This is a genomic window from Paracidovorax konjaci, assembly GCF_900112675.1.
Lineage (GTDB): Bacteria > Pseudomonadota > Gammaproteobacteria > Burkholderiales > Burkholderiaceae_C > Paracidovorax > Paracidovorax konjaci.
This window is the reverse complement of sequence record NZ_FOMQ01000002.1, coordinates 66,190-91,297: the sequence shown is the minus strand read 5'-3', so window position 1 is coordinate 91,297 and position 25,108 is coordinate 66,190. Positions and strand designations below refer to the sequence as shown.

Genomic DNA, 25,108 nt, shown 5'->3' with positions numbered 1-25,108 from the left:
TTGCCCCTCCCGCACCATGTCTCCGACGCAACCCCGCAACCTGTTCGACGCGCTGCGCATCTGCGCGGCGGTGGCCGTGGTTTTCAGCCACCACTTCGCCCTCACGCGCACGGAGCCGCCCTCCTGGCTCCACTCCAGCATGGTGGGCGGCGTGGCCGTGATGACGTTCTTCACGATCAGCGGCTACCTCGTGACGCTGAGCTGGCTGCGCGAGCCGCGCGTGCTCGCCTTCCTGTGGAAACGCCTCCTGCGCATCTGGCCCGGCGTGCTGCTGGCCGTGCTGACCAACATCTTCGTGTTCGGGCTCGTGTTCACCCGGCTGCCGGCCGCGGAGTTCCTGTCGCACCCGGGCACGCTCGACTACTACCGCAACCTGCTGCTCTATCGGGAATACGTCAACCTGCCCGGCGTGTTCCTGTCCAACCCCTACCCGCAGGTGATGAACGGGCCGCTCTGGACCATCCCCATGGAGACGATGTGCTACGCCGTGCTCGCCGCCCTCGGCGTGCTGGGCATCCTGCGCTCGCGCCTCGCCGCCACGCTCGCGGGCCTGGCCTATCTCGGCTATTTCCTCGCCGCGCAGAATGCCGACTTCACCGGCGAGATGCGGCACTGGTTCGAATACTCGGCGTATTTCACCTGCGGAGCGCTGATCGCCCTGCACCGCGACGCCTTCCTCGCGCGGGCGCCGCAACTGCTGTGCATGCTCGCGCCGGTGGGGGTGCTGCTGTTCTTCGGGCTGGAGCTGGAGCATTCGGCCGGCCTGCTGGTGCTGCCGCCGCTGCTGCTCTACGTGGGCTCGCGCGAGACCGCTCCCCTGCCACTCGCACGGCGCGTGGGCGACCCGTCCTATGGCATCTACCTCTACGGCTTCCCGATCGCCCAGGCGGTCGTGGCGCTGTGGCCGGCCCTGCCGTTCGGCCCGAGCCTGCTGCTGACCACGGCGCTTGCGTTCGCCGCGGGCATGGCTTCGTGGCACCTCTTCGAATCCCCGGCGCTGCGGCTCAAGCGCTGGACGGGCGCGGCCTGGCCGCTGCGCACGGCCTGACACCCGCGGGATCCCGGCGCCGGCCGGGCCCGCCTTCGAGCCCTGCACGGCGGCAGCACTCTAGAATCGCGGGTTTTGCCGCGGCGCGGAGCAGGTCTCAGCCACCCGGCCACGCCCCCGGGGCCCCAGCCACCCGCCGGGGCCCGGCACTCCCACGACGGACGTGCCACGTTTTCCCACAGGACCCAGACGCCATGGCCACCGCCACCCCTTATGCCCCGCAAGTCGGGGTCCGCCGCACTTTCGCGATCATCTCCCACCCCGACGCGGGCAAGACCACGCTCACCGAAAAGCTGCTGCTGTTCTCGGGCGCGATCCAGATCGCGGGCGCGGTGAAGGGCCGCAAGGCGAGCCGCCACGCCACCTCCGACTGGATGGAGATCGAAAAGCAGCGCGGCATCTCGGTGGCCTCTTCGGTGATGCAGATGGCCTACCGCGACCATGTGGTGAATTTGCTCGACACGCCCGGCCACAAGGACTTCTCCGAAGACACCTACCGCGTGCTCACCGCCGTGGACTCGGCGCTGATGGTGATCGATGCGGCCAACGGGGTCGAGTCGCAGACGCGGCGGCTGATCGAGGTCTGCCGCCAGCGCGACACGCCGATCATCACCTTCGTCAACAAGATGGACCGCGAAGTGCGCGAGCCGCTGGACATCCTCGACGAAGTGGAGCGCGAGCTGGGCATGCCCTGCGTGCCCATGACCTGGCCCGTGGGCCAGGGCAAGAGCTTCGGCGGCATCATCAACCTGCGCACGCATGCCATGACGGTGTTCGAATCCGGCAGCGAACGCCGTCCGCAGGACTTCGAGGCCATTCCGCTCACCGACGCCGATGCCCTGCGCGCGCGCTTCGGCAGCACGTTCGACGAGGCGCTGGAGAGCATGGAGCTGGCCGTCGGCGCCTCTCCGGCCTGGGACCACGAGGCCTTCCTCGCCGGCAAGCAGACCCCCGTGTTCTTCGGCTCCGGCGTGAACAATTTCGGCGTGATGGAAGTGCTGGACGCCCTGGTGGACCTCGCGCCCCCGCCGCGCCCGCGCACCAGCAGCCTGGTGGTGAACAGGCAGGCGGTCGAGAAGACGGTGCTGCCCGAAGAAGCGGGCTTTGCCGGCGTGGTGTTCAAGGTGCAGGCCAACATGGATGCCAACCACCGCGACCGCATCGCCTTCGTGCGCGTGGCCTCCGGCAAGTACACGCCGGGCATGAAGCTCAAGGTGCAGCGCACGGCGAAGGAGCTGCGGCCCACTTCCGTCGTCACCTTCATGAGCCAGCGCCGGGAGGCGGTCGAGGAGGCCTATGCGGGCGACATCATCGGCTTCACGACGCACGGCGGGGTGCAGCTGGGCGACACCATCACCGACGGGGCCAGCCTGCAGTTCACGGGCCTGCCGTTCTTCGCGCCCGAGATGTTCATGACCGTGGTGCTGAAGAACCCGCTGCGCACCAAACAGCTGCAGCAGGGCCTCGCCCAGCTCGGCGAGGAAGGCGCGATCCAGGTCTTCAAGCCCGATGCCGGCGGCAACATGCTGCTGGGCGCCGTGGGCCAGCTGCAGTTCGAAGTGGTGCAGCACCGCCTGAAGGCCGAGTACGACTGCGACGTGCGGCTGGAGAGTTGCCAGTACACGGGCGCGCGCTGGATCACGGCCGACACCCCCGCCGAGCTGCGCGCGTTCACCGATGCCTACCCGCTGCGCATGGCGCACGACGCGGCCGACACGCTGGCCTACCTGTGCACCAGCCCCTACGACGTGCGGCTGGCGCAGGAGCGCTTCCCCAAGATCCACTTCCACCCGCTGCGCGAGCACGCGGGCCTGGCACTGCAGGCCGCGGGCTGACCGGTTCCCCGAGCGCCCATGTCCGCAACCCACCCGCCCTCCCCCGCCGCCACAGCACCGGCGCGCGCTGACGCTGCGTGGCGGGGCACCGCGTCCCCGCGGCGGGCAGGCGCGGTCTTTCTGGCGTTCTGGGCGGCGCTCGCCGCGGCCTACGGACTGTGGCTGCTGGCCTTCTGGCCCGGCATCCTCGGCGAGGACAGCGTGGCGATCCTGCTGGAGGTCGAGGGCGACGGCGCGTTCCGCTCCGGCAAGACGGTGTTCTGGTACTACGCCATCCGCCTGCTCTACGGCGGCACGCGGCTGGTCGAAGTGCCGGTGCTGGCGCTCATGCTGCTGTGCGCGCTGGTCCTGGCGCGCATGCTGGCCTGGAGCTGGAGCGCGGGCCTGCGCAAGACCAGCCTCTTCGGCCTCGTGTCCGTGGCGCTCGCGCCGCACATGATCGCCTTCACGGGCACGCTCTACCCCGATGCCATCTTCGCGGTGGCGTCCTGCGGACTGATGTTCGAGCTGTGGCTCGCCGTGCGCCGCCGCGGCATGGATGCCGCTTCGCTCGCGATGGTGGCGGTGGTGCTGCCCTTCGCAGCCTTCGGCCGGCCCAACGGGCTCGTGTTCCTGCTGCCGGTGGTGGCCGTGCTGCCGTTCGTGCGCGGCCGCGCCCGGCGGGTGCTCGGCGCCATCCTGCTGGCGTGGTGCGCGCTGATGGCCGCGGCGCACCGGGCGCACCCCGCGCAGACGCAGGAAGCCGTCTACCCCATGGCGGTGTTCGAGACCGTGAACTTCCTGCGGCCGCATGCGATGCACGACCTGTGGACGCAGTTCGCGCACATGAACGACCCCTGGGTGCTGGCCGAGCCGCGCGTCTCGCCGGCCACGCTGGAGCTGCTGCGCCGCCACCGGCCCATCGCGTCGATGAACGCCTATTCGGACCCCGCCTACTGGGACATGCTGGTGTTCCACCCCGAGGGGCCGCAACTGGGCGGCTTGCCCGGTGACGACCGCCGCACGCTCGTGCGGGAGTTCTTCCGCTACAACCTCTGGCACAACCTGCCCGTCTTCGCGGGCAGCCGGACCACGGTGTTCCTCACGGCGGCGCTCGCCGAGGGCGGCTTCCCCGCCGTGACCTACGCGACCCAGGTGCTCCCGCGCATCCATTCCGACTCGACCTACCGGCGGTTCGACCTCGAAGAGGTGGAACGCGGTTTCATCGCGCTCCAGAAGGCCAGCTACCACCTCCGCTGGCTGCTCTGGACGCCATGGGCCGGCTTCGCGCTGCTCGCCTGGGCGCTCGTGCGCGGCGTTCGGCGGCGGGACGCGGCCCTGCTGGTCGTCGCGCTGCCGATGGCGATACAGTGCGGTGCCATTTTCCTGCTTTCCACCGCAGGCGAGTACCGCTACCTGCTGCCCTTCTTCGTGCTGCCGCTCGCCCTGCTCCCGGCCTGGGTGCTGCGCCGCGAAGCGGCCGCGTTCGCCGCTCCCGCGCCGCAGCCCGTCCGTTGATTTCTTCCATCTTCTTCCAACCTTCCCGTCGCCCATGTCCCTGCTACTGACCTCCCTGACGCTCCTGTGCGTGTTCGGCATCTCCGTCGGGCAGCTGCTGTTCAAGAAGGCCGCGATGATGCTGCCGGCGCAGCCCGCGCTCACCGACTGGCTGTTCAACGGCTGGCTCATCGTGGCGCTGGCGCTGTACGGCGTCACCACGCTGCTCTGGATCTGGGTGCTGCGCAGCGCGCCCCTGCACCTGGCGTACCCGTTCATGGGCCTGGCGTTCCTGCTGGTGCCGGCCATGGGATGGTTCTTCCTGGACGAGCCCCTGCACCTGCAGACCTTCGCCGGCGGCGCGCTGATCCTCGTGGGCATCGCCGTGGCAGGGAGGGCCGGGGCATGAGCACGGCACAGCAGCGCGCGATGGCGATCGCGGTGGCGATCCCCTGCTACAAGGTGACGCAGCACGTGCTGGAGGTGATCCGCACGGTGCCGGCGTCGGTGACCCGCATCTACGCGGTGGACGATGCCTGCCCCGAGGGCAGCGGCGCGTTCATCCAGGCGAACTGCACCGATCCGCGCGTGCGCGTGCTGTTCAACCCCGAGAACCGGGGCGTGGGCGGCGCCGTGGTGACCGCCTACCACCAGGCCATCGCGGACGGCATGGACATCGTGGTGAAGATCGACGGCGACGGCCAGATGAACCCGCTGCTGCTGCCGCATTTCGTGCGGCCCATCCAGGCCGGGCGCGCCGACTACACCAAGGGCAACCGCTTCTTCCGGCCCGAATCGGTGCGCGGCATGCCGCCGGTGCGCCTCTTCGGCAACGCCGTGCTCTCGTTCATGACCAAGCTGAGCTGCGGCTACTGGCCCATCATGGACCCGACCAACGGCTACACCGCCATCCACACCAGCGTGCTGCGCGAGCTGCCGCTCGACAAGCTGGAACGCCGCTATTTCTTCGAGACGGACATGCTGTTCCGCCTCAACACGCTGCGCGCGGTGGTGCGCGACGTACCGATGGACTCGGTGTACGCCGACGAGGAATCGAACCTCAAGATCGGCCGCGTGCTGCCCGAATTCCTCAAGAAGCACGCGTCGCGGCTGCTGCGCCGCTACACCTACAGCTACTTCGTGCGCGACTTCAACGCCGGCTCGATCTACAGCATCTTCGGCCTGCTCCTGCTGGTCTGGGGCTGCGTGTTCGGGGCCGTGCGCTGGATCGGCAGCGCCGTCGGCGACCACCCCGCGACGAGCGGCACCGTGATGCTGGCCGCGCTGCCCGTGCTGGTGGGTATCCAGTTCCTGGTCGCCTTCCTGCACCACGACGTGAGCAGCGTGCCGACCGAGCCCCTGAGTCCGCAACTGGCGGACTACGATGTGGAGGAACCCGCCCCTGCCGCGCCGGCGGAGGCAGTGCAGTGAGCCGCCCGTTCCCCGCCCGCACGCCATACGACAGCGCGCCGCTGACCGCCACCTGGATGTTCTGGGGACTCGTCGTCCCCCTCATCTTCTACGCCGCCCGCATGGTCGATGTGCTGGCGCGCACCGACATCCCTTTCGACTCGCTCCACACGTACCTGCCGCTCGCGCGGCAACTGCTGGAGGATTCGTCGCGCCTCTTCAACCATCCCGATTCCTACAAGGTGGCACCGGGCGCGGTGGTGTACATGGCGCTCGCCGGGGCGAATCCGGTGGCCGTGAAGACCGCCAACCTCGCCATCTCGCTGACCGCGATGGTCCTCACGTTCGACGCGGCACGCCGCATGGGCGGCCGCGTGGCTGCCGTGGCGGCGGGCTGGCTGTACGCGCTGCCCCACATGCTGGTGGAGGCAGGAGCCACGCTGATGGGCGAATCCCCGTTCATCTTCCTGGTGGCGGTGTGGCTGTGGGCCACGAGCTGCGCGGCCCAGCCGCGGGCGGTGCCGGCCACGGCGGCCGGCAAGGCACCGCGCCCTTCCGCGGCCCGGATCGGTGCGGTGGTGCTGGCCGGCCTGGCCCTGGCTTCGGCGACGCTGACACGCGCGACCTACATGTACTGGCTCCCGTTCGCGGTGGTGGCCTTCCTCGTGGCAGCGTGGCGCCTGCGCGGCGATGCGCGCGGCGCGGCCGTGCGCATCGCCGTGATCCACCTCATCGCCGCGCTGCTCGTGGGCGCCTACATGGTGCGGCAGAACGAGGCCTTCGGCCGGCCCATGGTGGCGACGGGCAGCGGAGCGGCGCTGTACTTCGGCAGCAACCCCGTGCTGTCGGGCTACGAGCCGCCCTTCTTCGGGCTCGCGCACGACGAATCCACCATCGTGGGCGGAACGGCGGGGCACCTCTCGATGGAAGGCGACCGCCGGCTCATGGAGGTCGCCAAGACCATGCTGCGCGAGCTGCCCACCGGCGAGCTGATGAAGATGTACGTGCGCAAGCTCGGGGCCGTGCTGTTCTTCAGCCGCGCCCACCTCGAGTGGCACGTGATGAACGACCGCGCCTGGCGCGTGGTGCTCGTGCTGCTGGCGGTGCTCGGTTTCTGGGGCAGCCGCCGGCAGGTGATGGGCTGGGTGGTGGGGGGCGCCGCCGCCTACCAGTGCGCCGTGCACGTGCCGGTGCTCTACAACCCGCGCTATAGCATCAGCGCGCTGGACATCCTCTTCGTGCTGCTCGCGGCACAGGGCGTGGCCTGGCTCTGGAGCCGGCCGCGCCGCCGCGTGGCGTTGCCGTGCGCCTTCGCCGCCGTGGTGGCGGGCATCGCCATCGGTGCCTACCACCAGCGCCACAGCCGTGCCCTGCTGCCCGATTTCGCCCTGATCCCGCCACGGGCCGTGGCCATCGCGGACGGCAACGATCTGCACACCGAAGGCTGGGACGGCGATCCGTTCCGCGCCCCCGTGCGCATGGTGGGCGGCACCGCCACGGTGGAATGGGCCCCCGCGGAGCCCCCGCCGCAGGACATGATCTCGCTTGTGCACCTGGGCATGCCGCGCTTCGAGGGCCGATGCAGCCGCGCCTGGCTGTTCCAGCGACGCGCCGACGGCGCCGAGCGCTCGGCGCTCATCCGCCTGGAGGGCCTGCGCCAGGGCCAGGACATCAACTGGGGCATGCACCACGTGATCCTGCCCGAGGGCGGCGCGCGGCGCATGCTGCTGCGCTTCGAATGCGATCCCGGCACGCTCATGCAATTCGACGTGATGGGGCTCTACCAGGCCAGCCCCGGGCGGCACTTCCGCCAACAGGCCCTGGGCGAGTGAAGGCGGACCGGCCCATGCTCCGCAGCGCGCGCCCGGCCCGGCCGGCTTTCGGCCGCCGCCTGCGCACGGCCGCGGCGCTGCTGTGGCTGGCGGCCGGCCTGCCGCAGGCCTGGGCCGCCGCTCCGGCGCCTGCCGCGGCCGGCGCGGGCGCGCCCCGCCCACCCCTGATCCTGGCCCCGACGATCGTCGGCATGGAGGTCTGCGACGACGTGGCCTCCGACCCCGCGATCACCGATTTCGAAGCGGCCGCGGCGCGCTGCCGGCAGCTCGGACGCACCGGCGCACGCGCCGTGCGCGAACTGCTGGACACGCTCGAGCCCGGCGGCCCGGCCGGCGACGTGCAGGTCGGATTCACCGCCACTTTGCAGTTGCTCGGCCTCTACCGACGCACGCCGCGCGGATGGGAGATCGATCCGGCGCTGGTGGACAGCTACCTGCGCCTCATCACCGAGGTGCAGCGGCCCGTCGTCGTGTACCTGGCCGCCAACCACTTCGACGCCGTCGGCCCGCTCACGCGCGAGCTGTCGGAAGACCCGCGCAACCTGATGCTGCTGCCGGACGGCCGCGCGCCGGAGGTCGATTACTTCGGCCACCGCGTCGTGCCCTACACACTGCTCACCGATCCCGACATTCCCGTCAACCGCTACCGCTTCGAGGCGCTGCGCTACGTGGCGCGCCGCCTGCAGGCCCTGCCCGCGGCCGTGCAGGACCGCATCGTGGCCCTGACGCTGGCCGGAGAAGTGCACCAGTTCTTCCCCGATTTCGAGAACGGCATGGGCGACCACGGGGCGCAGAAGACCACCGATTACAGCGCCGCGTCCGTCGAGGGCTTCCGCCGCTACCTCGAACGCCGCTACGGCAGCCTCGCGGCACTGAACGAGCGCCTGGGTGCCCGTTTCTCGTCGTTCGCGCAGATCCAGGCACCGCGGCGCGATGCCCGGGCGGACCCGCAGGCCCCCGTGCTGGAGCACTACGACGCCGCGGCCGCCGGCACGCTGGCCGTGGCGGGCTGGCTGTGGGATCCGCGCGGGCGCATCGACGGGCTCGACCTCTACCTCGACGCGCGGCACGTGGGGCCGATCCCGCGCGAGCTGCACCGGCTGGACGTCTACCGGGCCCTGGAGGCCGTCGACACCCCGAACGTGGGCTTCCGGCTCGACCTGGACTACCGCGCGCTGCCCCCCGGCCGGCACCGCGCTCAGATCGTGGCCCGCAGCGGCCCGGCGCGCTACCGCGTGTTCGAAGTGCCCTTCACCGTGCTCCCGCGGGACCGCACCGCCGCCGTCCCGACGCGCCGCCCACCGGGCGTGTTCGGCATGGCGGACGCCGGCACGCTGCAAGGCCTGCTAGCGCACATCGACATGCCCATTCCCCACACCGAGCCCGCGGTGCTCTTCAACCCGCTGGCGCGCGACTGGAACGACTACCGCGCCGAGCAGGTCGCCGAGTGGCTCAAGGCGTTCCACGGCATCGCGCGGGACGCGGGCCTGCCGGCATCGAAGCTCTATTCGCACCAGATCCTGCCCGCCGTGAATTCGTCGTGGAACCCGCAGCTGTTCGCGGTCGAGGCCACGCTGGAGCGCACCGCGCCCTGGAAGCACGGCATCAACCTGTACGGCGGCGCGACGCAGAACGCCTGGGTGCAGCGTTTCCTGGCGGAGCGCGGCATCCAGGAATACGGCGTGCCGGAATTCCACCCCCAGCAGTGGAAGCGCGACGGCGTGGCGCTCTCCGCGCTGCAGTTCCAGCGTGCCAGCGGCGCGCGGTTCATCAGCCCCTACTTCTTCTCGGTGATCCCTGCACGGCTCAAGAAAAACACCGGGCAGGGCATCGACCGCATGGAGCTGTCGCCCGGCAACCCGCAGGACGGTTCCGACCGCTTCTACCGCGCCCTCATCGAATTCGCCCGCCAATGACGCCCGCCACGCTATCGCGCCCCGCTCCCAACCTGCAGCCGCTGGACCAGTGGCGTGCCCCAGCCGACCTGATCGGCGTGTTCACCGACATCGACGACACGCTGACCACCGAAGGCGCCATCACCACCGACGCGCTGCAGTCCCTGCAGTCCCTGCGCCACGCCGGCCTGGCGGTGATCCCCGTCACCGGCCGGCCGGCCGGCTGGAGCGAGCCCTTCGCCCTGGCATGGCCCGTGAACGCGATCGTGGCCGAGAACGGCGCCGTGGCGATGTCCCGCGAGCCCCTGGCAGCGGCCGCGGCCGCGTCGGGCGTGGGCGGTCCGCCGCAGTCCGCCGCGCTGCACAAGCTCTACCAGCAGGACGCCGCCACGCGCGCTGCGCAGTACGCGCGCATGCAGGAGGTGCTCGCGCGCATCGAGCGCGAAGTCCCCGGCGCGCGCCGGGCCACCGATTCTGCGGGCCGCGAGTGCGACATCGCCATCGACCACAGCGAGTTCACGCAGTTGCCGCAGGCCGCCATCGACGCGGTCGTGCAGCGCATGCTCGCCGAGGGCATGCACGCCACGGTGAGCAGCATCCACATCAACGGCTGGTACGGCGACCACGACAAGCTCGCCGGTGCGCGCTGGATCGTGCGCACGCTGTTCGGCCGCGCGCTGGACGCGGAGATCGGCCGCTGGGTCTACGTGGGTGATTCCACCAACGACCAGGCGATGTTCGAGGCCTTCCCGCACAGCGTGGGCGTGGCCAACATCGCGCGCTTCGTGCCGCAGCTTGCCCACCGGCCGCGCTTCGTCACGCGCGCGGAGCGCGGGGCGGGCTTTGCGGAGGTGGCGCAGGCCATCTTGAAGCCAAATCGCCTCCATGCCGCCGTATCCATTGAATAGTTTGCTATTAATTTAATAGCAAACTGCAGGCAGCGGCCTGCTGGCTATTGCGCTTTGGCCAGCCCCAGCTTGTCGATGACCGCCTTCTCGCGGGCGTAGGTGTCCTGGGCGAACTGCCGGTAGGCGGCGGTGTCCATGTAGATCGGCACCATGTCGTAGCGCGCGAGGGCGCTGCGGTAGCTCTCCTGGTCCATCGCGGCCTTGAACGCATCGTGCAGGCGGCGCACCACCTCCGGCGGCGTGCCCTTGGGCGCGCCGATGCCGAAGGGTGAGTTCTGCACGATGTCGATGCCCAGCTCCCGCAGCGTCGGGGCGTCGGGAAATTTCGCGAGCCGCTCGGCCCCCCAGGTGTTCAACACCCGCAGCTTGCCGGCCTCCACCTGCGGCGCGAAGCCCGTGGAATCGGCCGCGGCCATGATCTGCCCGCCGAGGATCGCCTGCATCAGGTCCGCGCTGCCCTTGTAGGGCACGTGCAGCAGCTGCAGGCCGAGCTGCTGGGCCGCGCGCTCCATGGTCAGGTGCGGGCTGGTCAGCGCGCCGGTCGAGCCATAGCTGAGCTTGCCCGGGTTGGCCTTGGCATAGGCCACGAAATCCGCCCAGGTCTTGAACGGCGAATCGGCCGGCACCACCACACCGAAGGCATAGCCGGTCACGTTGACGATGTAGCTGATGTCCTTGACCGGGTCCCAATTGATCTTGGTGGTGTAGGGCATGCGGAACACGCCCAGCGGGATCTGCGCCACGGTGTAGCCGTCGGCCGGGGACGACTGCAGCATCTGCGCCGGCAGCGTGCCGCCCGCACCGGGCTTGTTGTCGATGATGACCGGCTGGCCCAGCACCTTGGACGCGTTGTCGGCCAGCACCCGCATGGTGATGTCCGTGGGGCCGCCCGCGGGGAACGCGATCACGAGCTTCACCGGCCGTGCCGGAAAACCCTGGGCCCGGGCGGACAGGGTGGGCGCGAGGGCGGCGGCGGCCCCCCACTGGATCCAACGGCGTCGCTGCATGTACGTAACTCCTGATCGAGAAAGGAAAAGGCAATCCGGCCATTGCAGCGCGGCACCGGCCCGCTGCCAACGACGCAAACCCTGACCTCCTGTCGCGGGGGTGTCACGTGACCTGCGGCGGCGGCGCGGCGCTGCCGCGCTCGATACGGGTTACCGCCCATGCCCGGCAGCAAGCGCCGGGGGGGCCCTGCACACCGCGCATCCGGCATGGGCGTCCACGGCTCACCCGGGCGGCGGTTCGCCCCCGGGCGGCCGCACCGCCTCCAGCGGGAGCGCGTCGCACCCCCGCCCCGCGGCGATCCAGCGCAGCGACAGCGCCTTCAGCCAGCGCAGGGCCCAGGCATGGCGCCAGCCGGTGACACCGGCCGGATCCGCCACCATGCCGCATACGTAGCGCCCGCCCTGCCCCGGCCGCTCGGCGGGGCTCCAGCGCAATGCCACGCAGGCACCGGTGCGGCGGCGGGACACCAGCATGCCCAGCGGGCAGGGCTCGGCGAGGCAGCACAGCCCGCAGCCATTGCAGGGCGTCCCCATGGCCGGCTGCGCAGGGGCCTCCGGATGCCAGAGCACGACCTGCTCCCGCACACCACCGGGGCGCAACCGCGCATGCGGCGGCGGGCGCTGCGGTTCGGGAGCGGGGTCGGTCGGGCGCATGGGCAGGGCAAGGGAAGCGAAGCGGCGGCGTGCCGGAGGCCCCATGATCCGGCGCCATGGCTCCGGCGGCAAGCCGGGCGGAGATGCCGCGTGCCATGGTCGCCACCGACCATGCGCGGCCATCGCGGGACCGGCCGCGAAGGGAATCCGCAGGCCCGCGGGGCGGCTACCGATGCCGCCCGCCCAAAAAAGAAAGCGCCCGAAGGCGCTTTCCCAAGCGGAACAGCAAGGCCCACGGCCCGCGCGGCCCGAGGGTGCCGCGGCCAGGGCCCTGCCGGATGCCCCGGTCAGTGCTGCAGGATCTTGTTGAGGAAGTCCTTGGTGCGGGGCTGGCGTGCGTCGGCGTTGTTGAAGAAGTCGTCGCGCGAGCAATCCTCGAGGATCTTGCCACCCACGTCCATGAAGATGACGCGGTTGCTGACCTTGCGGGCAAAACCCATTTCGTGGGTCACGCACATCATGGTCATGCCTTCGTTGGCCAGGCTCACCATCACGTCGAGCACCTCGCCGACCATTTCCGGGTCCAGCGCAGAGGTGGGTTCGTCGAACAGCATCACGATGGGGTCCATCGACAGCGCGCGCGCGATGGCCACGCGCTGCTGCTGGCCGCCCGAGAGCTGGCCCGGGAACTTGTCCTTGTGCGCGGAAAGGCCCACCCGGTCGAGCATCTTGAGGCCGCGCTGGCGGGCTTCGTCGGTCTTGCGGCCGAGCACCTTGATCTGCGCGATCGTGAGGTTCTCCGTCACCGACAGGTGGGGGAACAGCTCGAAATGCTGGAACACCATGCCCACCTGGCTGCGCAGCTTGGGCAGGTTGGTCTTGGGGTCATGCACGGCCACGCCGTTCACGTAGATCTCGCCCTTCTGGATCGGCTCCAGCGCGTTGATGGTCTTGATCAGCGTGGACTTGCCCGATCCCGAGGGACCGCACACCACCACCACCTCACCCTTGCTGATGCGGGTGGAGCAGTCGTTGAGCACCTGGAAGCTGCCGTACCACTTGGAAACGTTTTTCAGTTCGATCATTTGGTTCATTCCTCAGAGCACATCAGCGAATGATGGCGATTTTCCGGTGCAGGCGCTTCACGGCCCAGGAAAGCGCGAAGCACATCACGAAATACACGACGGCCGCCAGCAGGTAGGCCTCGATGGGGCGGCCGTAGTTCTTGCCCGCGGTCTCGAAGCCCTTGAGCATGTCATAGGCGCCGATGGCATACACGAGCGAGGTGTCCTGGAACAGGATGATGGTCTGCGTGAGCAGCACCGGCAGCATGTTGCGGAACGCCTGCGGAAGGATCACGAGCTTCATGTTCTGCCCGTAGGTCATGCCCAGCGCCTGACCGGCGAACACCTGCCCGCGCGAGATCGACTGGATACCCGCACGCATGATCTCGCTGAAGTACGCGGCCTCGAAGGCGATGAACGTGATCACCGCAGACATCTCGGCCCCGATGGGCTTGCCCACCAGGAACGGCACCAGCAGGAAGAACCACAGGATCACCATGACCAGCGGAATGCTGCGCATGCCGTTGACGTAGATCGTTGCCGGCACGACGAGCCAGCTGCGGCCCGACAGGCGCATGAGCGCCAGCAACGTGCCGAACAGGATGCCGCCGAGCGTGGCCACGATCGTGAGCACGATGCTGAAGTAGAAACCCTTCAGCACGAACTTGCTGATGATGTCCCAGCTGTAGAAGGAGAAATCGAGCGACATCATGTCAGTGCCCCCCGCCGGCGCCACCCGCCACGATGAAGCCCGGCACGCGTGCACGTTTTTCGATGAAAGCCATGATCCGGTTGATCGCGAAAGCGGAAACCATGTAGAGCCCCGTGACGGCCAGGTAGATCTCGATGCCGCGCGAGGTTTCTTCCTGGGCCTGCATCGCGAACATGGTCAGTTCGGTGACCGACACGGCAAACGCCACGGACGAGTTCTTGAAGATGTTCATCGTCTCGCTCGTGAGCGGCGGGATGATGATCCGGAAAGCCATGGGCAGCAGCACGTAGCGGTAGTACTGCACCGTCGTGAAGCCCAGCGCCATGCCCGCATACCGCTGGCCGCGCGGCAATGCCTGGATGCCCGAGCGCACCTGCTCTGCGATCCGGGCGGATGTGAAGAATCCCAGCGCCAGCACCACGAGGATGAAGCCCGACACGTTCTTCATCACCGGGAAGATGGCCGGCACCACGTGGTACCAGAGAAAGATCTGTACCAGCAGGGGGATGTTGCGGAACAGCTCCACCCATGCGTTGCCGAAACCGACCAGCACCTTGTTGTCGGGCAGCGTGCGCAGCGTACCGACGACCGAGCCCGCCACGAGCGCAATCACCAGCGCCAGCAGGGCCACCGACACGGTCCACCCCCAAGCGGAGAGCATCCACTGGAGGTAGGTCGGATATTCGCCCCCCGGGTCCTGCAGGAAAACCTGCCAATCCCAATTCGATCCCATGGGAATTCCTTCTCAAATCGTCATACGTCCTGAAATCCAGCGGGTGCCCGCCCCTGCCGGAGCGACAAACAAACGCCCACCGTCAGGTGGGCGTTCGCAGGGACGGGCACGTCCGTTCGCATCAATCCTTGAGGGAGTACTCTTCCATCGGCTTGTCGTTGGGGTTCGCCCAGGCAGCCTTGGTCGCATCGCTGGCCGGCAGGCCCACCTTCACGTTGTTCGGCGGAATGGGTTGCAGGAACCACTTGTCGTACAGCTTGGCCATTTCGCCCGACTTCATCATGCCCTTGATGCTGTCGTCCACGGCCTTCTTGAAGCCTGCGTCGTCCTTGCGGATCATGATGGCGATGGGTTCCACGCTCAGCGTTTCACCGACGATCTTGAAATCGTTCGGAGCCTTGGACTTGGCGATGTTGGAAGCCAGGATGGAGCCGTCCATGATGAACGCGTCGGCACGGCCGGATTCGAGCAGCAGGAAGCTGTCGGAGTGGTCCTTGCCGAACACTTCCTTGAACGTCAGGCCATCGGCGCGCTTGTTCTTGCGCAGCGTCTGCACCGAGGTGGTGCCCGTCGTCGTGGCGATGGTCTTGCCGTTCAGGTCCTTGATGCCGGCGATGCCGGAATTGGCCTTGACGGCGATGCGCACTTCTTCCACGTAGGTGGTCACGGCGAAGGCCACGTCCTTCTGGCGGGCCTGGTTGTTGGTGGTCGAGCCGCACTCGATGTCCACCGTGCCGTTCTGCACCAGCGGAATGCGGTTCTGGGAAGTCACCGGCTGGTACTTCACTTCGAGCTTGGCCAGGCCCAGCTGCTTCTGGATGTCGGAGATCACGTGGGCGCACACGTCGTAGTGGAAGCCCGTGTACTTGCCGTCGCCCAGGGTGTAGGAGAGACCGGAAGACTCGCGCACGCCTTCGGTGATCGTGCCGGAAGCCTTGACCTTGGCCAGCGTGTCGTTCGCCTGGGCGAACACGCTGCCTGCAGCGAGGGCCGTCACGGCAACTGCCAACAAATGTTTCTTCATCAGAATCTCCTTAGCTTATGGATACAAGGGAAAGGCTCATTCTAGATAGACGCCTGCAAAGTACTTGCCGTTGCAGGGAATATCCCGAATGGGGGAAACACGCGTGCCGGAGGCACGGGGGTGTCAGAACGGAACCTGGTCGGAAGGGTATTTCCAGAATTCACGCAGCAGATAGCTCACAGGCAAGTTCAATGCCCGGTTGGCCGGCGGAATCGGCTGGTTGAACCATTTGTCGTAGATGGGATAGATCTCGCGGCTCGTGATGAGGCGCCGCATCTCGTCGTCGACGACCTTCTTGAACTCGGCATCGCCCTTGGGCAGCATGATCGCCAGGGCTTCGGCCGTGATGAATTTACCCACGACCTTGAGGGACTTCGGATCGGGGCGGCTCGCCGCCAGCGCAAACAGCAGCACGTCGTCCATCGCGAAGGCATCGGCCTCGCCCTTCTCCACCATCTCTACCGCATGCACGTCGTCCGGTGCTTCGAGAATGGTCATCTGCAAGGCCCGCTCGCGGTTGAGCTGCTGCACCGTCTTGAGCGGTGTCGTGCCTCGGGTGGATACCAGCTTCTTGCCGGTCATGTCCTCGATGCGGTCGATAGGGCTGGACGCCTTCACCAGCAGGCGGGAGCCCGTGATGAAGTGGGGGATGGTGAATGCGACGATCTGGCGCCGCTCGGCGTTGTTCGTCGTGGACCCGCATTCCAGGTCGGCCCGCCCCTTGCTGATGGCGTCCATGCGCGTGACCAGATCGACCGGCAGGTACTCGATCTCCATGTCCTTGCGGCCGGTCTTGCGGCGCACGGCTTCAGCGATCCGCTGGCACAGGTCGACCGCATAGCCTGCGGGCTGGCCCTTCGCGTCCTTGATCGAAAAAGGAATCGACGCATCACGGTACGCCACGACCAGCTTGCCACCCGAGGCAATGCGTTCGAGAACCCCCGCATGGGACGCCACAGCACAGCAGAAAGCAGCCGTGCCCAGCACGGCACGCCACAGGCGAACAGGATTCATGGTTTGTCTCGGCATGGAATACGAGCCAACGCAAAAACTGCGCCAGCCGGGCCTCTCTTTCAATGGCAGTTCAGTAACTACCACCCGGATGCCGGACCGGAATGTACGTCCTGTCACACCCGCTTTCCAATGCCGATTGCAGGCTTGCTTCATGCAATCGGCACATAACGCCGATAGCTTACGCTACAGCGGCTTGTCCGTGCCGTGGGCCTGGAGATAGCTCCACAAGGATTCCGCAGTGCCTTTGACGCGCTCCTTGGCCGAGGGCTTCTGCCGGTAGGCACGCACCTCCATGGCCATCTGCATGTCCTGCATGCCGTCGCGCACCGCGCTCACCAGCCGGCGCGAGCGCAGTTCCTTCTTGACCGCGCTGTGCGGCAGGAAGGCGATGCCGTGCCCTTCCAGTGCCATGGCTTTCAGGCCTTCGGCCATGTCGGTCTCATAGACGCGGTCCAGATGGATCGCGGTGCCGGATTGCTTGAGGATCAATTCCGTCACGCGGCCCAGGTAGGCCCCCGGTGCGTAGCCGAGGTAGGGCAGCGGCTGGCCCGGCTCGCCCGGCAGCGTGTAGAGCGGCCGGCCGTCGCTGTCGGCCCGCGAATAGGGGGAGAGGATCTCCTGCCCCAGCGTGACCATGTCGTACCGGTCGGAGTCGAGCTGAAGCGGCTGGGACGGGTGGTGGTAGGCGATCAGCAGATCGCAACCCCCTTCCACCAGGCGCAGGACGGCGTCATGGACGTTGAGGGCGATCAGCCGGCTCTTGACGGGCCCGAAACGCTCGCGCAGCCCGGACAGCCAGGCAGGAAAGAAGGTGAAGGCCAGCGTGTGCGGGACCGCGAACTCGACCATGTCCTTGTCGGCGCTGGTGTGCGCACGGAGCATGGCACGCGTGTTCTGCAGCGACTGCAGGACGTCCAGCGCCTCCTCGTACAGCGTCTTGCCCGCCGGCGTGAGCCGGGTGGGGTAGGAGCTTCGGTCCACGAGATCGGTCCCAGCCCAGGCTTCCAGCGCCTGGATGCGCCGCGAGAACGCGGGCTGGGTCACGTGCCGCAGCTGCGCCGACCGGCTGAAGCTGCGCGTCTCCGCGAGGCTGACAAAATCCTCGAGCCACTTGGTTTCCATGGCGCGCATTATCTGCGCGCCGGCCCGGCCGTTGCCGGAGCCACTTCGGGAAACCCTGCACCAGCTTCGCGCACATCCGGTTGCACAATGCCGGGGCGCCCCACCGGCGCCCATACCGTCCAGCCCGGGGCACACGACGCCACGGCCTCCGGACCGCCGATGCCGCCCTTCGCCCGTCCGCCGCCCGCTCCATGCCCGCCTCCTCTTCTCCCGGCCCCGACGCCGAAAACCGTGCCCCCGAATCCGCGCTCCCCGGCATGGCCCCCTCCCCCGAGAGCCCTCTTCCGCGATCGCTGCGCTTCGAAGACGCCATGACCGTGATCGTCATGGCGCTGCTCGCGCTCATCACGTTCGCCAATGTGCTCGTGCGCTACTTCACCAATTCGTCCTTCGCCTGGACCGAAGAGATTTCCGTCTTCCTCATGATCGTGCTGGCCCTCGTGGCAGGCTCGGCCGCCGTGGCGCGCGACGTGCACATCCGCATCGAATATTTCGCCGAGGGAGGCTCGCCAGAGCGCCGCCGCCGTCTGGCCCGCTTCGGGGCCCTGGCGGTCGCGTTGCTGTTCGCGGGGATCGCCATCCTGAGCGCCCGCGTCGCGTGGGACGACTGGCGCTTCGGCGAAACGTCGCCCGGCATCGGCGTACCGCAATGGTGGTATTCGGCCTGGCTGCCGGTGCTCTCGGCGCTGATCACCTTCCGCGCCATCGGACTGCTGCGCCGCCGCAGTGCCGCGGACGCCCCCCCACAGGACGCACGGCCATGATCGCGGCACTGCTGTTCGCGGTGTTCCTGGGCATGATGGCCGCCGGCGTGCCCATCGGGGCGGCGCTGGGGCTGGCCGGCACGGCCGCCATCGCCATCGCCAATGCCGACAGCCCCTGGTTCGGCCTGTTGGCCGTGCCGCAGAACTTCTATGCGGGGCTCGGCAAGTACCCGCTGCTGGCGATCCCCATGTTCGTCCTGGTGGGCTCGATCTTCGACCGCTCCGGCGTGGCCCTGCGCCTGGTGAACTTCGCGGTCGCCATCGTGGGCCGCGGGCCGGGCATGCTGCCGCTCGTCGCCATCGCCGTGGCGATGTTCCTCGGCGGCATCTCGGGATCGGGGCCCGCCAACGCGGCGGCCGTCGGCGGCGTGATGATCGCGGCCATGTCCCGCGCCGGCTATCCCGGCTCCTTCTCGGCGAGCGTGGTGGGCGCCGCCGCCGCCACGGACATCCTGATCCCGCCGTCGGTGGCGTTCATCATCTATTCGGTGCTGGTCCCCGGCGCGTCCGTGCCGGCCCTGTTCGCGGCCGGCATGGTGCCCGGCGTGCTGGCCGGCATCGCCCTCGTCGTGCCCGCGGTGTGGCTGGCGCGGCGCCACCGCATGGGCGCACTGGAAGCCACGATGCCGCGCCCCCCCTTCTGGAAAAGCCTGCGCGAAGCCGCCTGGGGCCTGGCAGCGCCGGTGCTGATCCTGGGCGGCATGCGCGCGGGATGGTTCACGCCGACCGAGGCGGCCGTCGTCGCCGTGTTCTATGGCCTTTTCGTGGGCATGTGCATCCACCGCACGATCGGTATCCGCGACCTCTTTCCGATCCTTCGCGAGGCGGGCGAGCTTTCGGCGGTGATCCTGCTGGTGGTATCGCTGGCCGGCATCTTCGCGTTCTCGCTGTCGACCCTGGGCGTGATCGATCCGATCGCCAACGCCATCGTGAACTCGGGCCTGGGCGAATGGGGCGTGCTGTCGCTGCTCATCCTGCTGCTGATCACCGTGGGGATGTTCCTGGACGGCATCTCGATCTTCCTGATCTTCGTGCCCCTGCTGCTGCCCATCATGCAGCACTACCAGTGGGATCCCGTGTGGTTCGGGGTGATCCTCACGCTCAAGGTGGCGCTGGGCCAGTTCACTCCACCGCTGGCGGTGAACCTCATGGTCTCGTGCCGCATCGCAGGCGTGCGCATGGAGTCCACCGTGCGCTGGGTGGGGCCGATGCTGCTGGCCATGTTCCTCGTGATGGTGGCCGTGATCGCCTTCCCGCAACTGGCCCTGTGGCTGCCGGCCCGCCTGGGCTACTGATACCGCGCTCCGACCGGCGCATCCCTTTCCGAACAAGACCCTGACAAGGAGACGACCCATGCAACTGCGCACCTTCCTCGCCACCGCCGTGGCGGCCGCCGCCACCCTCGCTTTCTCCGCGGCCCCGGCCTTCGCGCAGAACTACAAGAGCGAGTACCGCATGTCGCTGGTGCTGGGCACGGCCTTCCCCTGGGGCAAGGGCGGCGAACTCTGGGCCAACAAGGTGCGCGAGCGCACGCAGGGCCGCATCAACATCAAGCTCTACCCCGGTGTGTCGCTCATCCAGGGCGACCAGACCCGTGAATTCAGCGCGCTGCGCCAGGGTGTGATCGACATGGCCGTGGGCTCCACCATCAACTGGTCGCCACAGGTGAAGGCGCTCAATCTGTTCTCCCTGCCCTTTCTCTTCCCGGACTACGCGTCCGTGGATACCGTCACGCAGGGCGAGGTCGGCCAGAGCATCTTCCAGACCCTCGAAAAAGCGGGCGTGGTGCCGCTGGCCTGGGGCGAGAACGGCTATCGCGAGATCTCCAACTCCAAAAAACCCATCAAGAGCCCGGCCGACCTCAAGGGGATGAAGATCCGCGTCGTCGGCTCGCCGCTCTTCCTTGATACGTTCACGGCCCTGGGCGCGAATCCCACGCAGATGAGCTGGGCCGATGCACAGCCGGCCATGGCGAGCGGTGCGGTGGACGGCCAGGAGAATCCCGTGTCCGTGTACATGGCAGCCAAGCTCTACACCGTCGCGCAGAAGCACATCACGATGTGGGGCTACATGAACGATCCGTTGATCTTCGTGGTCAACAAGGAAATCTGGAACTCCTGGACGCCCGCGGACCGCGACATCGTCCGGCAGGCCGCGCTGGATGCCGGCAAGGAGCAGATCGCCATTGCGCGCAAGGGAATGATCGAAGCCGACAAGCCCCTGCTCAAGGAAATCGCCAGCCACGGTGTCACCGTGACGCAACTCAGCCCTGCGGAGCGCGAGGCCTTCGTCCAGGCGACCCGCCCGGTCTTCACGAAATGGAAAGGCCAGATCGGTGCCGACCTCGTGTCCGCCGCCGAAAAGGCCGTGGCTTCCCGCAAGCCTTGACGGGGCGCTCCTCAGGCCTCGTGCGCCTGCTGGCGCCACATGTCGGCATACCGCGAGCCCCTCGCCAGCAACTGCGCGTGGGTGCCCCGCTCCACGATGCGCCCGGAATCCATCACGAGGATTTCGTGCGCATCCACCACCGTGGAAAGCCGGTGCGCGATGACCAGCACCGTCTTGCCCTGCGCCGCACTGCGCAGCTCGGCCTGGATCGCCCGTTCATTGGCCGTGTCCAGCGCGGACGTGGCCTCGTCGAAAACGAGGACGGGCGGATTCTTCAGCAGCGTGCGGGCGATGGCCACACGCTGCTTCTCGCCCCCTGAAAGCTTCAGCCCCCGCTCCCCGACCTGCGCGGCATAGCCCGCCGGGATTCCAGCAATGAAATCGTGGATGCGGGCGGCGCGGGCGGCGGCCTCCACCTCGTCCTGGGATGCGCCAGGGCGCCCGTAGGCGATGTTGTAGGCGATCGTTTCGTTGAACAGCACCGTGTCCTGCGGCACCGCCCCGACGGCGCGGCGCAGGCTGTCCTGCGTGACATCGCGGATGTCCTGACCGCCGAATGCGATGCGCCCCTGCTGCACGTCGTAGAACCGGAACAGCAGCCGCGCCAGCGTGGACTTCCCCGAACCCGAGGGTCCCACCACCGCCACGGTCCTGCCCGATGGGATCTCGAAGTCGATGCCATGCAGGATGGGCCGCGCGGGCTCGTAGGCAAAGTGCACGTTCTCGAAACGCACGGCAGGCGGGTCATCGCCCAGGACCAGCGGCTGCGCGCCGGGTGCGTCGCGCACCTCCCGCTCACGGTCCATCAGGGTGAACATCTTGTCGAGATCGGTCAGGCTCTGCTTGATCTCCCGGTAGATCACGCCGAGGAAGTTGAGCGGAATGTAGAGCTGGATCATGAAAGCGTTGACCATGACCAGATCGCCCAGCGTCATCCGGCCGTCGGCCACGCCCTGCGCCGCGCGCCACAGCATCGCCACCAGCGCTGTGGCAATGATGAGTTGCTGGCCGGTGTTGAGCAGCGACAGCGAGGTCTGGCTCTTCAGGCGCGCGCGGCGCAGCCGCTCCAGGCTCTCGTCGTAGCGTTCCACCTCGAATGCTTCGTTGTTGAAGTACTTGACGGTTTCGTAGTTCAGCAGCGAATCCACCGCTTTCGTGTGGGCGGCGGAATCGAAGGCATTGGCCTCGTGGCGAAAGCGCGTGCGCCATTCCGTCAGCAGCACGGTGAAGAGGATGTAGAGCGCCAAGGCACCCAGGGTGATCCACGCGAACCACGCATCGAATTTCCCGCCGAGCACCGCCAGCACCAGGAACACTTCGATCAACGTGGCGCCGATGTTGAACAGCGTGAAAGAGATCAGCGACTCGATGCCACGCACGCCGCGTTCGATGTCGCGCGTCATGCCCCCGGTCTGCCGCTCCAGATGGAAGCGCAGGCTGAGCGCATGCAGGTGCTCGAAGGTCTGCAGCGCGATGCGGCGGGCCGCGCCCTGGGTTGCCTTGGCAAACACCAGTTCACGCAATTCCGTGAAGACCGACGTGCTCAGGCGCAGCAGCCCGTATGCCGCCAACAGGGAGACCGGCACCACGACCAGCGCGACAGCCGTTCCCGGCGACGGCGCCATGGCATCCACGATGCGCTTGAGCAGCAGCGGCACGCCGACATTGGCCAGCTTGGCCACCAGCACGAAAACCAGCGCAGCCAGCACGCGCCAGCGGTAATGGAGCAGGTAGGGGATGAGGCGGGCCAGCGTGGCCCGGTCGCTGCGGGGTGCAGCGGTGGCCTGAGCCGCCATGGAGGAAGGTATGGGGGAATCGCCGTGGGGGCGCATGGGGGACAATCCCGGTCGTTGTTCTTACCGAGAGATTGTGCCCATGACCTCCACTCCAGCTGCGCAGAGTGCCTTGCCCACGGACAAGGAGCTTGTCCTGAAAGTGATCCCGATGCCGGCGGACTGCAACGCCAATGGCGACATCTTCGGAGGATGGGTGATGGCGCAGGTGGATCTCGCGGGGTCCGTACTGCCTGCGCGCCATGTGCAAGGCCGCATGGCCACGGTCGCGGTCAACGAGTTCGTCTTCAAGCAACCCGTCCGGGTGGGAGACATCCTGTCGTTCTTCTCCACCGTCGCGCGCATCGGCCGCACGTCCGTGACGGTCGAGGTGGAGGTGTACGCCGAGCGGTTCGCGGCGCAGGGACGCTATGTGAAAGTGACGGAGGCCCGGCTCACCTACGTGGCCATCGATGCCTCCGGCCGGCCGCGCCCGATCCCTCGCGACGCGTCCACGCAGGCACAGCCCGGCGCGGAAAGCGGCAGCACCACGGCCTGACCAGGAAGCCTGCAGATACCGGGTCGCCGCGCGATGCACTGGCCGGCAGTGCTAGGCCGAAACCCTGCGGCCCGCCATCCAGAAGGCCGCAGAGCCTTGCCTCCGGGCCTTCTTTACGGAGCCCTGCGCCCCGGCTGTCCGCAGCGGTCAGGCCGCCAGTGGCTGGGCCTCGCCGCGGGACAGGTTGCCGTTGTTGCCCGCACTGCTGGTGCTGTGGGAGCGCAGCGCGCCCGACATGCCGGCTTCGATTTCGCCAGCGAGCTGGCCGCCTTCTTCGATCACGACCTTGCCGTAGCGGATCTTGCCGTTGACCTTGCCCGTGCTGTAGATGACCAGTTTCTGCCGTACCGTGAGCGTGCCGTCGAATTCGCCGTGGATCTCGGCGATGTCGATTTCAGCGGAGCCCCGGAAGGCGCCCTGCTCCGCGATCTGGATGACGCGCGAATCCATCGTGGCTTCGACCGTGCCCTCCACCACGAGCGTGTCGCAATCGGTGATCTCGACGCCCTTGAGCTTGATGTTGGGGCCGACGGTGAGCTTGCTGCCCGCGCCTTCGCCGGGGGGGGTTGTGGCAGTGGTGCCGGCCGCTGGCTTGCCGCTGCTCACGGAATGGGACGGGGCAGCGCTGGTACCGGCGCCGCTGGCGGCGCTTCCAGCGCCACCGAGCACCGAAGTGGGCTGGCGGGGCTGGAAGGAATCGGGTTCACGCTTGCCAAAGAAAGGGTTTTGCACGGCCATCAGATCTCCTTGGAAAAAGTTCACTGATGCTAGGAGCCACTCCGCACGGGAAATCCACGCGTTACGCAAGAACGGTAACGAAACCCTTCGATGGTTGCATGCACTTGCAGGGTTTGCAGCGTCATACAGCGCCGGCACATCGGGTCGGCATGCACCGCGGCGCGATGTCGGCCGATGCCTCTCAAGGCTGGAAGCCGGAGCGCCGCACCACAGGGGCCCATTGCGCGCGGTACGACGCCAGCATCTTCGCGGTCTGCTCACGCGAACTGGCCACCGGCACCATGTCCGCCGCTTCGAAACGGGCCTGCAGCCCCTTGTCGCCCATGGCCTGGACCACGGCATCGCCGATGCGGCGCGCCCGTGCGGCAGGCAGCCATGTCGGCGCATACAGAACGTTCCACCCCTGGGCAGAGAGGGCCAGCCCCGCTTCCTTGAAGGTGGGCACCATCGGCAAGCCGGGCGCGCGCTGCTCGTCTGAAATCGCAAGGATGCGCAGCTTTCCCGCCTTGTGGAGCGGCTCCAGTGTGTCCAGCGTATCGATGGCCAGCGGAACGTGCCCGCCCATGAGGTCATTGAGCAAAGGGGCCGAGCCCCGGTAGCCCACGACCGGCAGCGTCAGGCCCAATTGCTCGGCGAGCATGAGCGCGAAGAAGTGGGGCAGGCTGCCCGTGGCCGGCACCCCTGCGGAGAGCTTGTCCTGGTTGGCCAGCATCCAGGCGTGCAGGTGCGAAAACTCCCGGACCGGCACGCCCGCGGACACGGCCACACCGAACGCATAGCGCGTCACCTGCGAGAGCGCCACGTAATCCTTGTCGGGGTCGTAGCCGCTGTCCTTGAACACGAGGGGCGCAACCAGCATGGTGGCGGGGTTGGCCAGCAGCACCACGTTCTGGCCGGAGGTTTCCCGGTGCACCTGCTGCGCGGCGAGCCGGCCGCCGGCGCCCACACGGTTGTCCACGATCACCGGCACGCCCAGGCGGGGGGCGAGCGCATCGGCCAGCAGCCGGGCCGCGCGGTCGGACGATCCACCGGGAGGATAGGGCACCACCAACCGCACCGCACCGCCATCCAGCGGCGCAGCCTGGGGCTGGGACTGGGTCAGGGAGGGCAGCGCGGCCACCGCCGCACCGGCCAGCGGCCATTGCAGCCATGTCCGGCGTCGAAGAGAGAAGGAAGAGCAGGAAGAACCGGTCATCGCGGCAAGCCCATCAGT

At 68.1% G+C, this 25,108-nt stretch carries 23 protein-coding genes; 12 read left to right on the top strand and 11 right to left on the bottom strand.

Annotation, left to right across the window (positions count from 1 at the left end):
• Positions 1 to 16: 16 nt before the first annotated feature.
• The 8 genes from BM144_RS03055 to BM144_RS03020 all read left to right on the top strand — a co-directional run bounded on the left by BM144_RS03055 (position 17) and on the right by BM144_RS03020 (position 10,404).
• The gene (locus tag BM144_RS03055) at positions 17 to 1,048 is read left to right on the top strand and encodes an acyltransferase family protein (protein ID WP_092949726.1); all 1,032 of its coding nucleotides are present in this window, start codon (positions 17 to 19) and stop codon (positions 1,046 to 1,048) included.
• Positions 1,049 to 1,242: 194 nt separating this feature from the next.
• Positions 1,243 to 2,883 carry a peptide chain release factor 3 gene (locus BM144_RS03050; protein WP_092949724.1) on the top strand — a complete coding sequence of 547 codons (1,641 nt, stop codon included), beginning with the start codon at positions 1,243 to 1,245 and terminating at the stop codon, positions 2,881 to 2,883.
• Positions 2,884 to 2,901: 18 nt separating this feature from the next.
• Positions 2,902 to 4,380 (top strand): hypothetical protein, encoded by a 1,479-nt coding sequence (locus BM144_RS03045; RefSeq protein ID WP_175525932.1) that lies wholly within the window; start codon positions 2,902 to 2,904, stop codon positions 4,378 to 4,380.
• A gap of 34 nt (positions 4,381 to 4,414) precedes the next feature.
• Entirely contained in the window at positions 4,415 to 4,768 is a 354-nt protein-coding gene (locus BM144_RS03040; protein ID WP_092949722.1) for a DMT family transporter, read from the top strand.
• A 20-nt stretch (positions 4,769 to 4,788) separates the two neighbouring features.
• The gene (locus BM144_RS03035; protein ID WP_092950098.1) at positions 4,789 to 5,790 is read left to right on the top strand and encodes a glycosyltransferase family 2 protein; all 1,002 of its coding nucleotides are present in this window, start codon (positions 4,789 to 4,791) and stop codon (positions 5,788 to 5,790) included.
• Positions 5,787 to 7,601, top strand: coding sequence for a glycosyltransferase family protein (locus BM144_RS03030; protein WP_092949720.1), 1,815 nt, complete (start codon positions 5,787 to 5,789; stop codon positions 7,599 to 7,601). Before BM144_RS03035 ends, BM144_RS03030 begins: the two co-directional genes overlap by 4 nt.
• A gap of 14 nt (positions 7,602 to 7,615) precedes the next feature.
• Positions 7,616 to 9,517: a beta-galactosidase gene (locus BM144_RS03025; protein WP_139225622.1), complete on the top strand. Its 1,902-nt coding sequence runs from the start codon at positions 7,616 to 7,618 to the stop codon at positions 9,515 to 9,517.
• A complete protein-coding gene (locus tag BM144_RS03020; protein ID WP_175525931.1) occupies positions 9,514 to 10,404 on the top strand; it encodes an HAD-IIB family hydrolase in 891 nt (296 codons plus the stop codon). Before BM144_RS03025 ends, BM144_RS03020 begins: the two co-directional genes overlap by 4 nt.
• 44 nt (positions 10,405 to 10,448) lie before the next feature.
• Here the strand turns inward: BM144_RS03020 and BM144_RS03015 are convergent, their stop codons facing one another.
• The 8 genes from BM144_RS03015 to BM144_RS02980 all read right to left on the bottom strand — a co-directional run bounded on the left by BM144_RS03015 (position 10,449) and on the right by BM144_RS02980 (position 17,674).
• The gene (locus tag BM144_RS03015) at positions 10,449 to 11,411 is read right to left on the bottom strand and encodes a Bug family tripartite tricarboxylate transporter substrate binding protein (RefSeq protein WP_092949718.1); all 963 of its coding nucleotides are present in this window, start codon (positions 11,409 to 11,411) and stop codon (positions 10,449 to 10,451) included.
• Positions 11,412 to 11,633: 222 nt separating this feature from the next.
• Positions 11,634 to 12,065 (bottom strand): hypothetical protein, encoded by a 432-nt coding sequence (locus BM144_RS03010; RefSeq protein ID WP_434802639.1) that lies wholly within the window; start codon positions 12,063 to 12,065, stop codon positions 11,634 to 11,636.
• A gap of 287 nt (positions 12,066 to 12,352) precedes the next feature.
• Positions 12,353 to 13,090, bottom strand: a complete 738-nt coding sequence (locus BM144_RS03005; protein ID WP_092950094.1) for an amino acid ABC transporter ATP-binding protein — start codon at positions 13,088 to 13,090, stop codon at positions 12,353 to 12,355.
• Positions 13,091 to 13,112: 22 nt separating this feature from the next.
• Positions 13,113 to 13,781, bottom strand: a complete 669-nt coding sequence (locus BM144_RS03000; RefSeq protein WP_175525930.1) for an amino acid ABC transporter permease — start codon at positions 13,779 to 13,781, stop codon at positions 13,113 to 13,115.
• A gap of 1 nt (position 13,782) precedes the next feature.
• Positions 13,783 to 14,514: an amino acid ABC transporter permease gene (locus tag BM144_RS02995; protein WP_092949716.1), complete on the bottom strand. Its 732-nt coding sequence runs from the start codon at positions 14,512 to 14,514 to the stop codon at positions 13,783 to 13,785.
• A 121-nt stretch (positions 14,515 to 14,635) separates the two neighbouring features.
• Positions 14,636 to 15,538, bottom strand: a complete 903-nt coding sequence (locus tag BM144_RS02990) for an amino acid ABC transporter substrate-binding protein (protein WP_092949714.1) — start codon at positions 15,536 to 15,538, stop codon at positions 14,636 to 14,638.
• Between the two features lie 123 nt (positions 15,539 to 15,661).
• Positions 15,662 to 16,552, bottom strand: a complete 891-nt coding sequence (locus BM144_RS02985) for an amino acid ABC transporter substrate-binding protein (RefSeq protein ID WP_092949712.1) — start codon at positions 16,550 to 16,552, stop codon at positions 15,662 to 15,664.
• A 183-nt stretch (positions 16,553 to 16,735) separates the two neighbouring features.
• The gene (locus tag BM144_RS02980; protein WP_092950092.1) at positions 16,736 to 17,674 is read right to left on the bottom strand and encodes a LysR substrate-binding domain-containing protein; all 939 of its coding nucleotides are present in this window, start codon (positions 17,672 to 17,674) and stop codon (positions 16,736 to 16,738) included.
• A 191-nt stretch (positions 17,675 to 17,865) separates the two neighbouring features.
• On the opposite strand from BM144_RS02980, the gene BM144_RS02975 reads away from it, so the two are divergent.
• Genes BM144_RS02975 through BM144_RS02965 form a run of 3 tightly spaced genes read left to right on the top strand, consistent with a single transcriptional unit; the run spans position 17,866 to position 20,826 of the window.
• Positions 17,866 to 18,438 (top strand): TRAP transporter small permease, encoded by a 573-nt coding sequence (locus BM144_RS02975; RefSeq protein ID WP_092949710.1) that lies wholly within the window; start codon positions 17,866 to 17,868, stop codon positions 18,436 to 18,438.
• A complete protein-coding gene (locus BM144_RS02970; RefSeq protein WP_092949707.1) occupies positions 18,435 to 19,733 on the top strand; it encodes a TRAP transporter large permease in 1,299 nt (432 codons plus the stop codon). The genes BM144_RS02975 and BM144_RS02970 overlap by 4 nt, the downstream gene beginning before the upstream one ends.
• 58 nt (positions 19,734 to 19,791) lie before the next feature.
• On the top strand, positions 19,792 to 20,826 hold the full coding sequence (locus tag BM144_RS02965) for a DctP family TRAP transporter solute-binding subunit (protein ID WP_092949705.1): 1,035 nt from the start codon (positions 19,792 to 19,794) through the stop codon (positions 20,824 to 20,826).
• Between the two features lie 11 nt (positions 20,827 to 20,837).
• Here BM144_RS02965 and BM144_RS02960 read toward each other — a convergent pair whose 3' ends face one another.
• The gene (locus BM144_RS02960; RefSeq protein WP_092949703.1) at positions 20,838 to 22,658 is read right to left on the bottom strand and encodes an ABCB family ABC transporter ATP-binding protein/permease; all 1,821 of its coding nucleotides are present in this window, start codon (positions 22,656 to 22,658) and stop codon (positions 20,838 to 20,840) included.
• Positions 22,659 to 22,701: 43 nt separating this feature from the next.
• Here BM144_RS02960 and BM144_RS02955 point away from each other — a divergent pair, with 43 nt between their 5' ends.
• A complete protein-coding gene (locus tag BM144_RS02955; protein ID WP_092949701.1) occupies positions 22,702 to 23,157 on the top strand; it encodes an acyl-CoA thioesterase in 456 nt (151 codons plus the stop codon).
• 147 nt (positions 23,158 to 23,304) lie between these two features.
• Here BM144_RS02955 and BM144_RS02950 read toward each other — a convergent pair whose 3' ends face one another.
• The gene (locus BM144_RS02950; RefSeq protein ID WP_092949699.1) at positions 23,305 to 23,895 is read right to left on the bottom strand and encodes a bactofilin family protein; all 591 of its coding nucleotides are present in this window, start codon (positions 23,893 to 23,895) and stop codon (positions 23,305 to 23,307) included.
• A 181-nt stretch (positions 23,896 to 24,076) separates the two neighbouring features.
• Positions 24,077 to 25,090, bottom strand: a complete 1,014-nt coding sequence (locus tag BM144_RS02945) for a tripartite tricarboxylate transporter substrate-binding protein (protein ID WP_092949697.1) — start codon at positions 25,088 to 25,090, stop codon at positions 24,077 to 24,079.
• Positions 25,091 to 25,108: the final 18 nt, after the last annotated feature.

What these genes read in the sequence shown, in the direction of transcription:
- BM144_RS03055 (WP_092949726.1), top strand. Translation starts at nt 17, where the DNA reads ATGTCTCCGACGCAACCCCGCAACCTGTTCGACGCGCTGCGCATCTGC.
- BM144_RS03050 (WP_092949724.1), top strand. Translation starts at nt 1,243, where the DNA reads ATGGCCACCGCCACCCCTTATGCCCCGCAAGTCGGGGTCCGCCGCACT.
- BM144_RS03045 (WP_175525932.1), top strand. Translation starts at nt 2,902, where the DNA reads ATGTCCGCAACCCACCCGCCCTCCCCCGCCGCCACAGCACCGGCGCGC.
- BM144_RS03040 (WP_092949722.1), top strand. Translation starts at nt 4,415, where the DNA reads ATGTCCCTGCTACTGACCTCCCTGACGCTCCTGTGCGTGTTCGGCATC.
- BM144_RS03035 (WP_092950098.1), top strand. Translation starts at nt 4,789, where the DNA reads ATGGCGATCGCGGTGGCGATCCCCTGCTACAAGGTGACGCAGCACGTG.
- BM144_RS03025 (WP_139225622.1), top strand. Translation starts at nt 7,616, where the DNA reads ATGCTCCGCAGCGCGCGCCCGGCCCGGCCGGCTTTCGGCCGCCGCCTG.
- BM144_RS03020 (WP_175525931.1), top strand. Translation starts at nt 9,514, where the DNA reads ATGACGCCCGCCACGCTATCGCGCCCCGCTCCCAACCTGCAGCCGCTG.
- BM144_RS03015 (WP_092949718.1), bottom strand. Translation starts at nt 11,411, where the DNA reads ATGCAGCGACGCCGTTGGATCCAGTGGGGGGCCGCCGCCGCCCTCGCG.
- BM144_RS03010 (WP_434802639.1), bottom strand. Translation starts at nt 12,065, where the DNA reads ATGCGCCCGACCGACCCCGCTCCCGAACCGCAGCGCCCGCCGCCGCAT.
- BM144_RS03005 (WP_092950094.1), bottom strand. Translation starts at nt 13,090, where the DNA reads ATGATCGAACTGAAAAACGTTTCCAAGTGGTACGGCAGCTTCCAGGTG.
- BM144_RS03000 (WP_175525930.1), bottom strand. Translation starts at nt 13,781, where the DNA reads ATGATGTCGCTCGATTTCTCCTTCTACAGCTGGGACATCATCAGCAAG.
- BM144_RS02995 (WP_092949716.1), bottom strand. Translation starts at nt 14,514, where the DNA reads ATGGGATCGAATTGGGATTGGCAGGTTTTCCTGCAGGACCCGGGGGGC.
- BM144_RS02990 (WP_092949714.1), bottom strand. Translation starts at nt 15,538, where the DNA reads ATGAAGAAACATTTGTTGGCAGTTGCCGTGACGGCCCTCGCTGCAGGC.
- BM144_RS02985 (WP_092949712.1), bottom strand. Translation starts at nt 16,552, where the DNA reads ATGAATCCTGTTCGCCTGTGGCGTGCCGTGCTGGGCACGGCTGCTTTC.
- BM144_RS02980 (WP_092950092.1), bottom strand. Translation starts at nt 17,674, where the DNA reads ATGGAAACCAAGTGGCTCGAGGATTTTGTCAGCCTCGCGGAGACGCGC.
- BM144_RS02975 (WP_092949710.1), top strand. Translation starts at nt 17,866, where the DNA reads ATGCCCGCCTCCTCTTCTCCCGGCCCCGACGCCGAAAACCGTGCCCCC.
- BM144_RS02970 (WP_092949707.1), top strand. Translation starts at nt 18,435, where the DNA reads ATGATCGCGGCACTGCTGTTCGCGGTGTTCCTGGGCATGATGGCCGCC.
- BM144_RS02965 (WP_092949705.1), top strand. Translation starts at nt 19,792, where the DNA reads ATGCAACTGCGCACCTTCCTCGCCACCGCCGTGGCGGCCGCCGCCACC.
- BM144_RS02960 (WP_092949703.1), bottom strand. Translation starts at nt 22,658, where the DNA reads ATGCGCCCCCACGGCGATTCCCCCATACCTTCCTCCATGGCGGCTCAG.
- BM144_RS02955 (WP_092949701.1), top strand. Translation starts at nt 22,702, where the DNA reads ATGACCTCCACTCCAGCTGCGCAGAGTGCCTTGCCCACGGACAAGGAG.
- BM144_RS02950 (WP_092949699.1), bottom strand. Translation starts at nt 23,895, where the DNA reads ATGGCCGTGCAAAACCCTTTCTTTGGCAAGCGTGAACCCGATTCCTTC.
- BM144_RS02945 (WP_092949697.1), bottom strand. Translation starts at nt 25,090, where the DNA reads ATGACCGGTTCTTCCTGCTCTTCCTTCTCTCTTCGACGCCGGACATGG.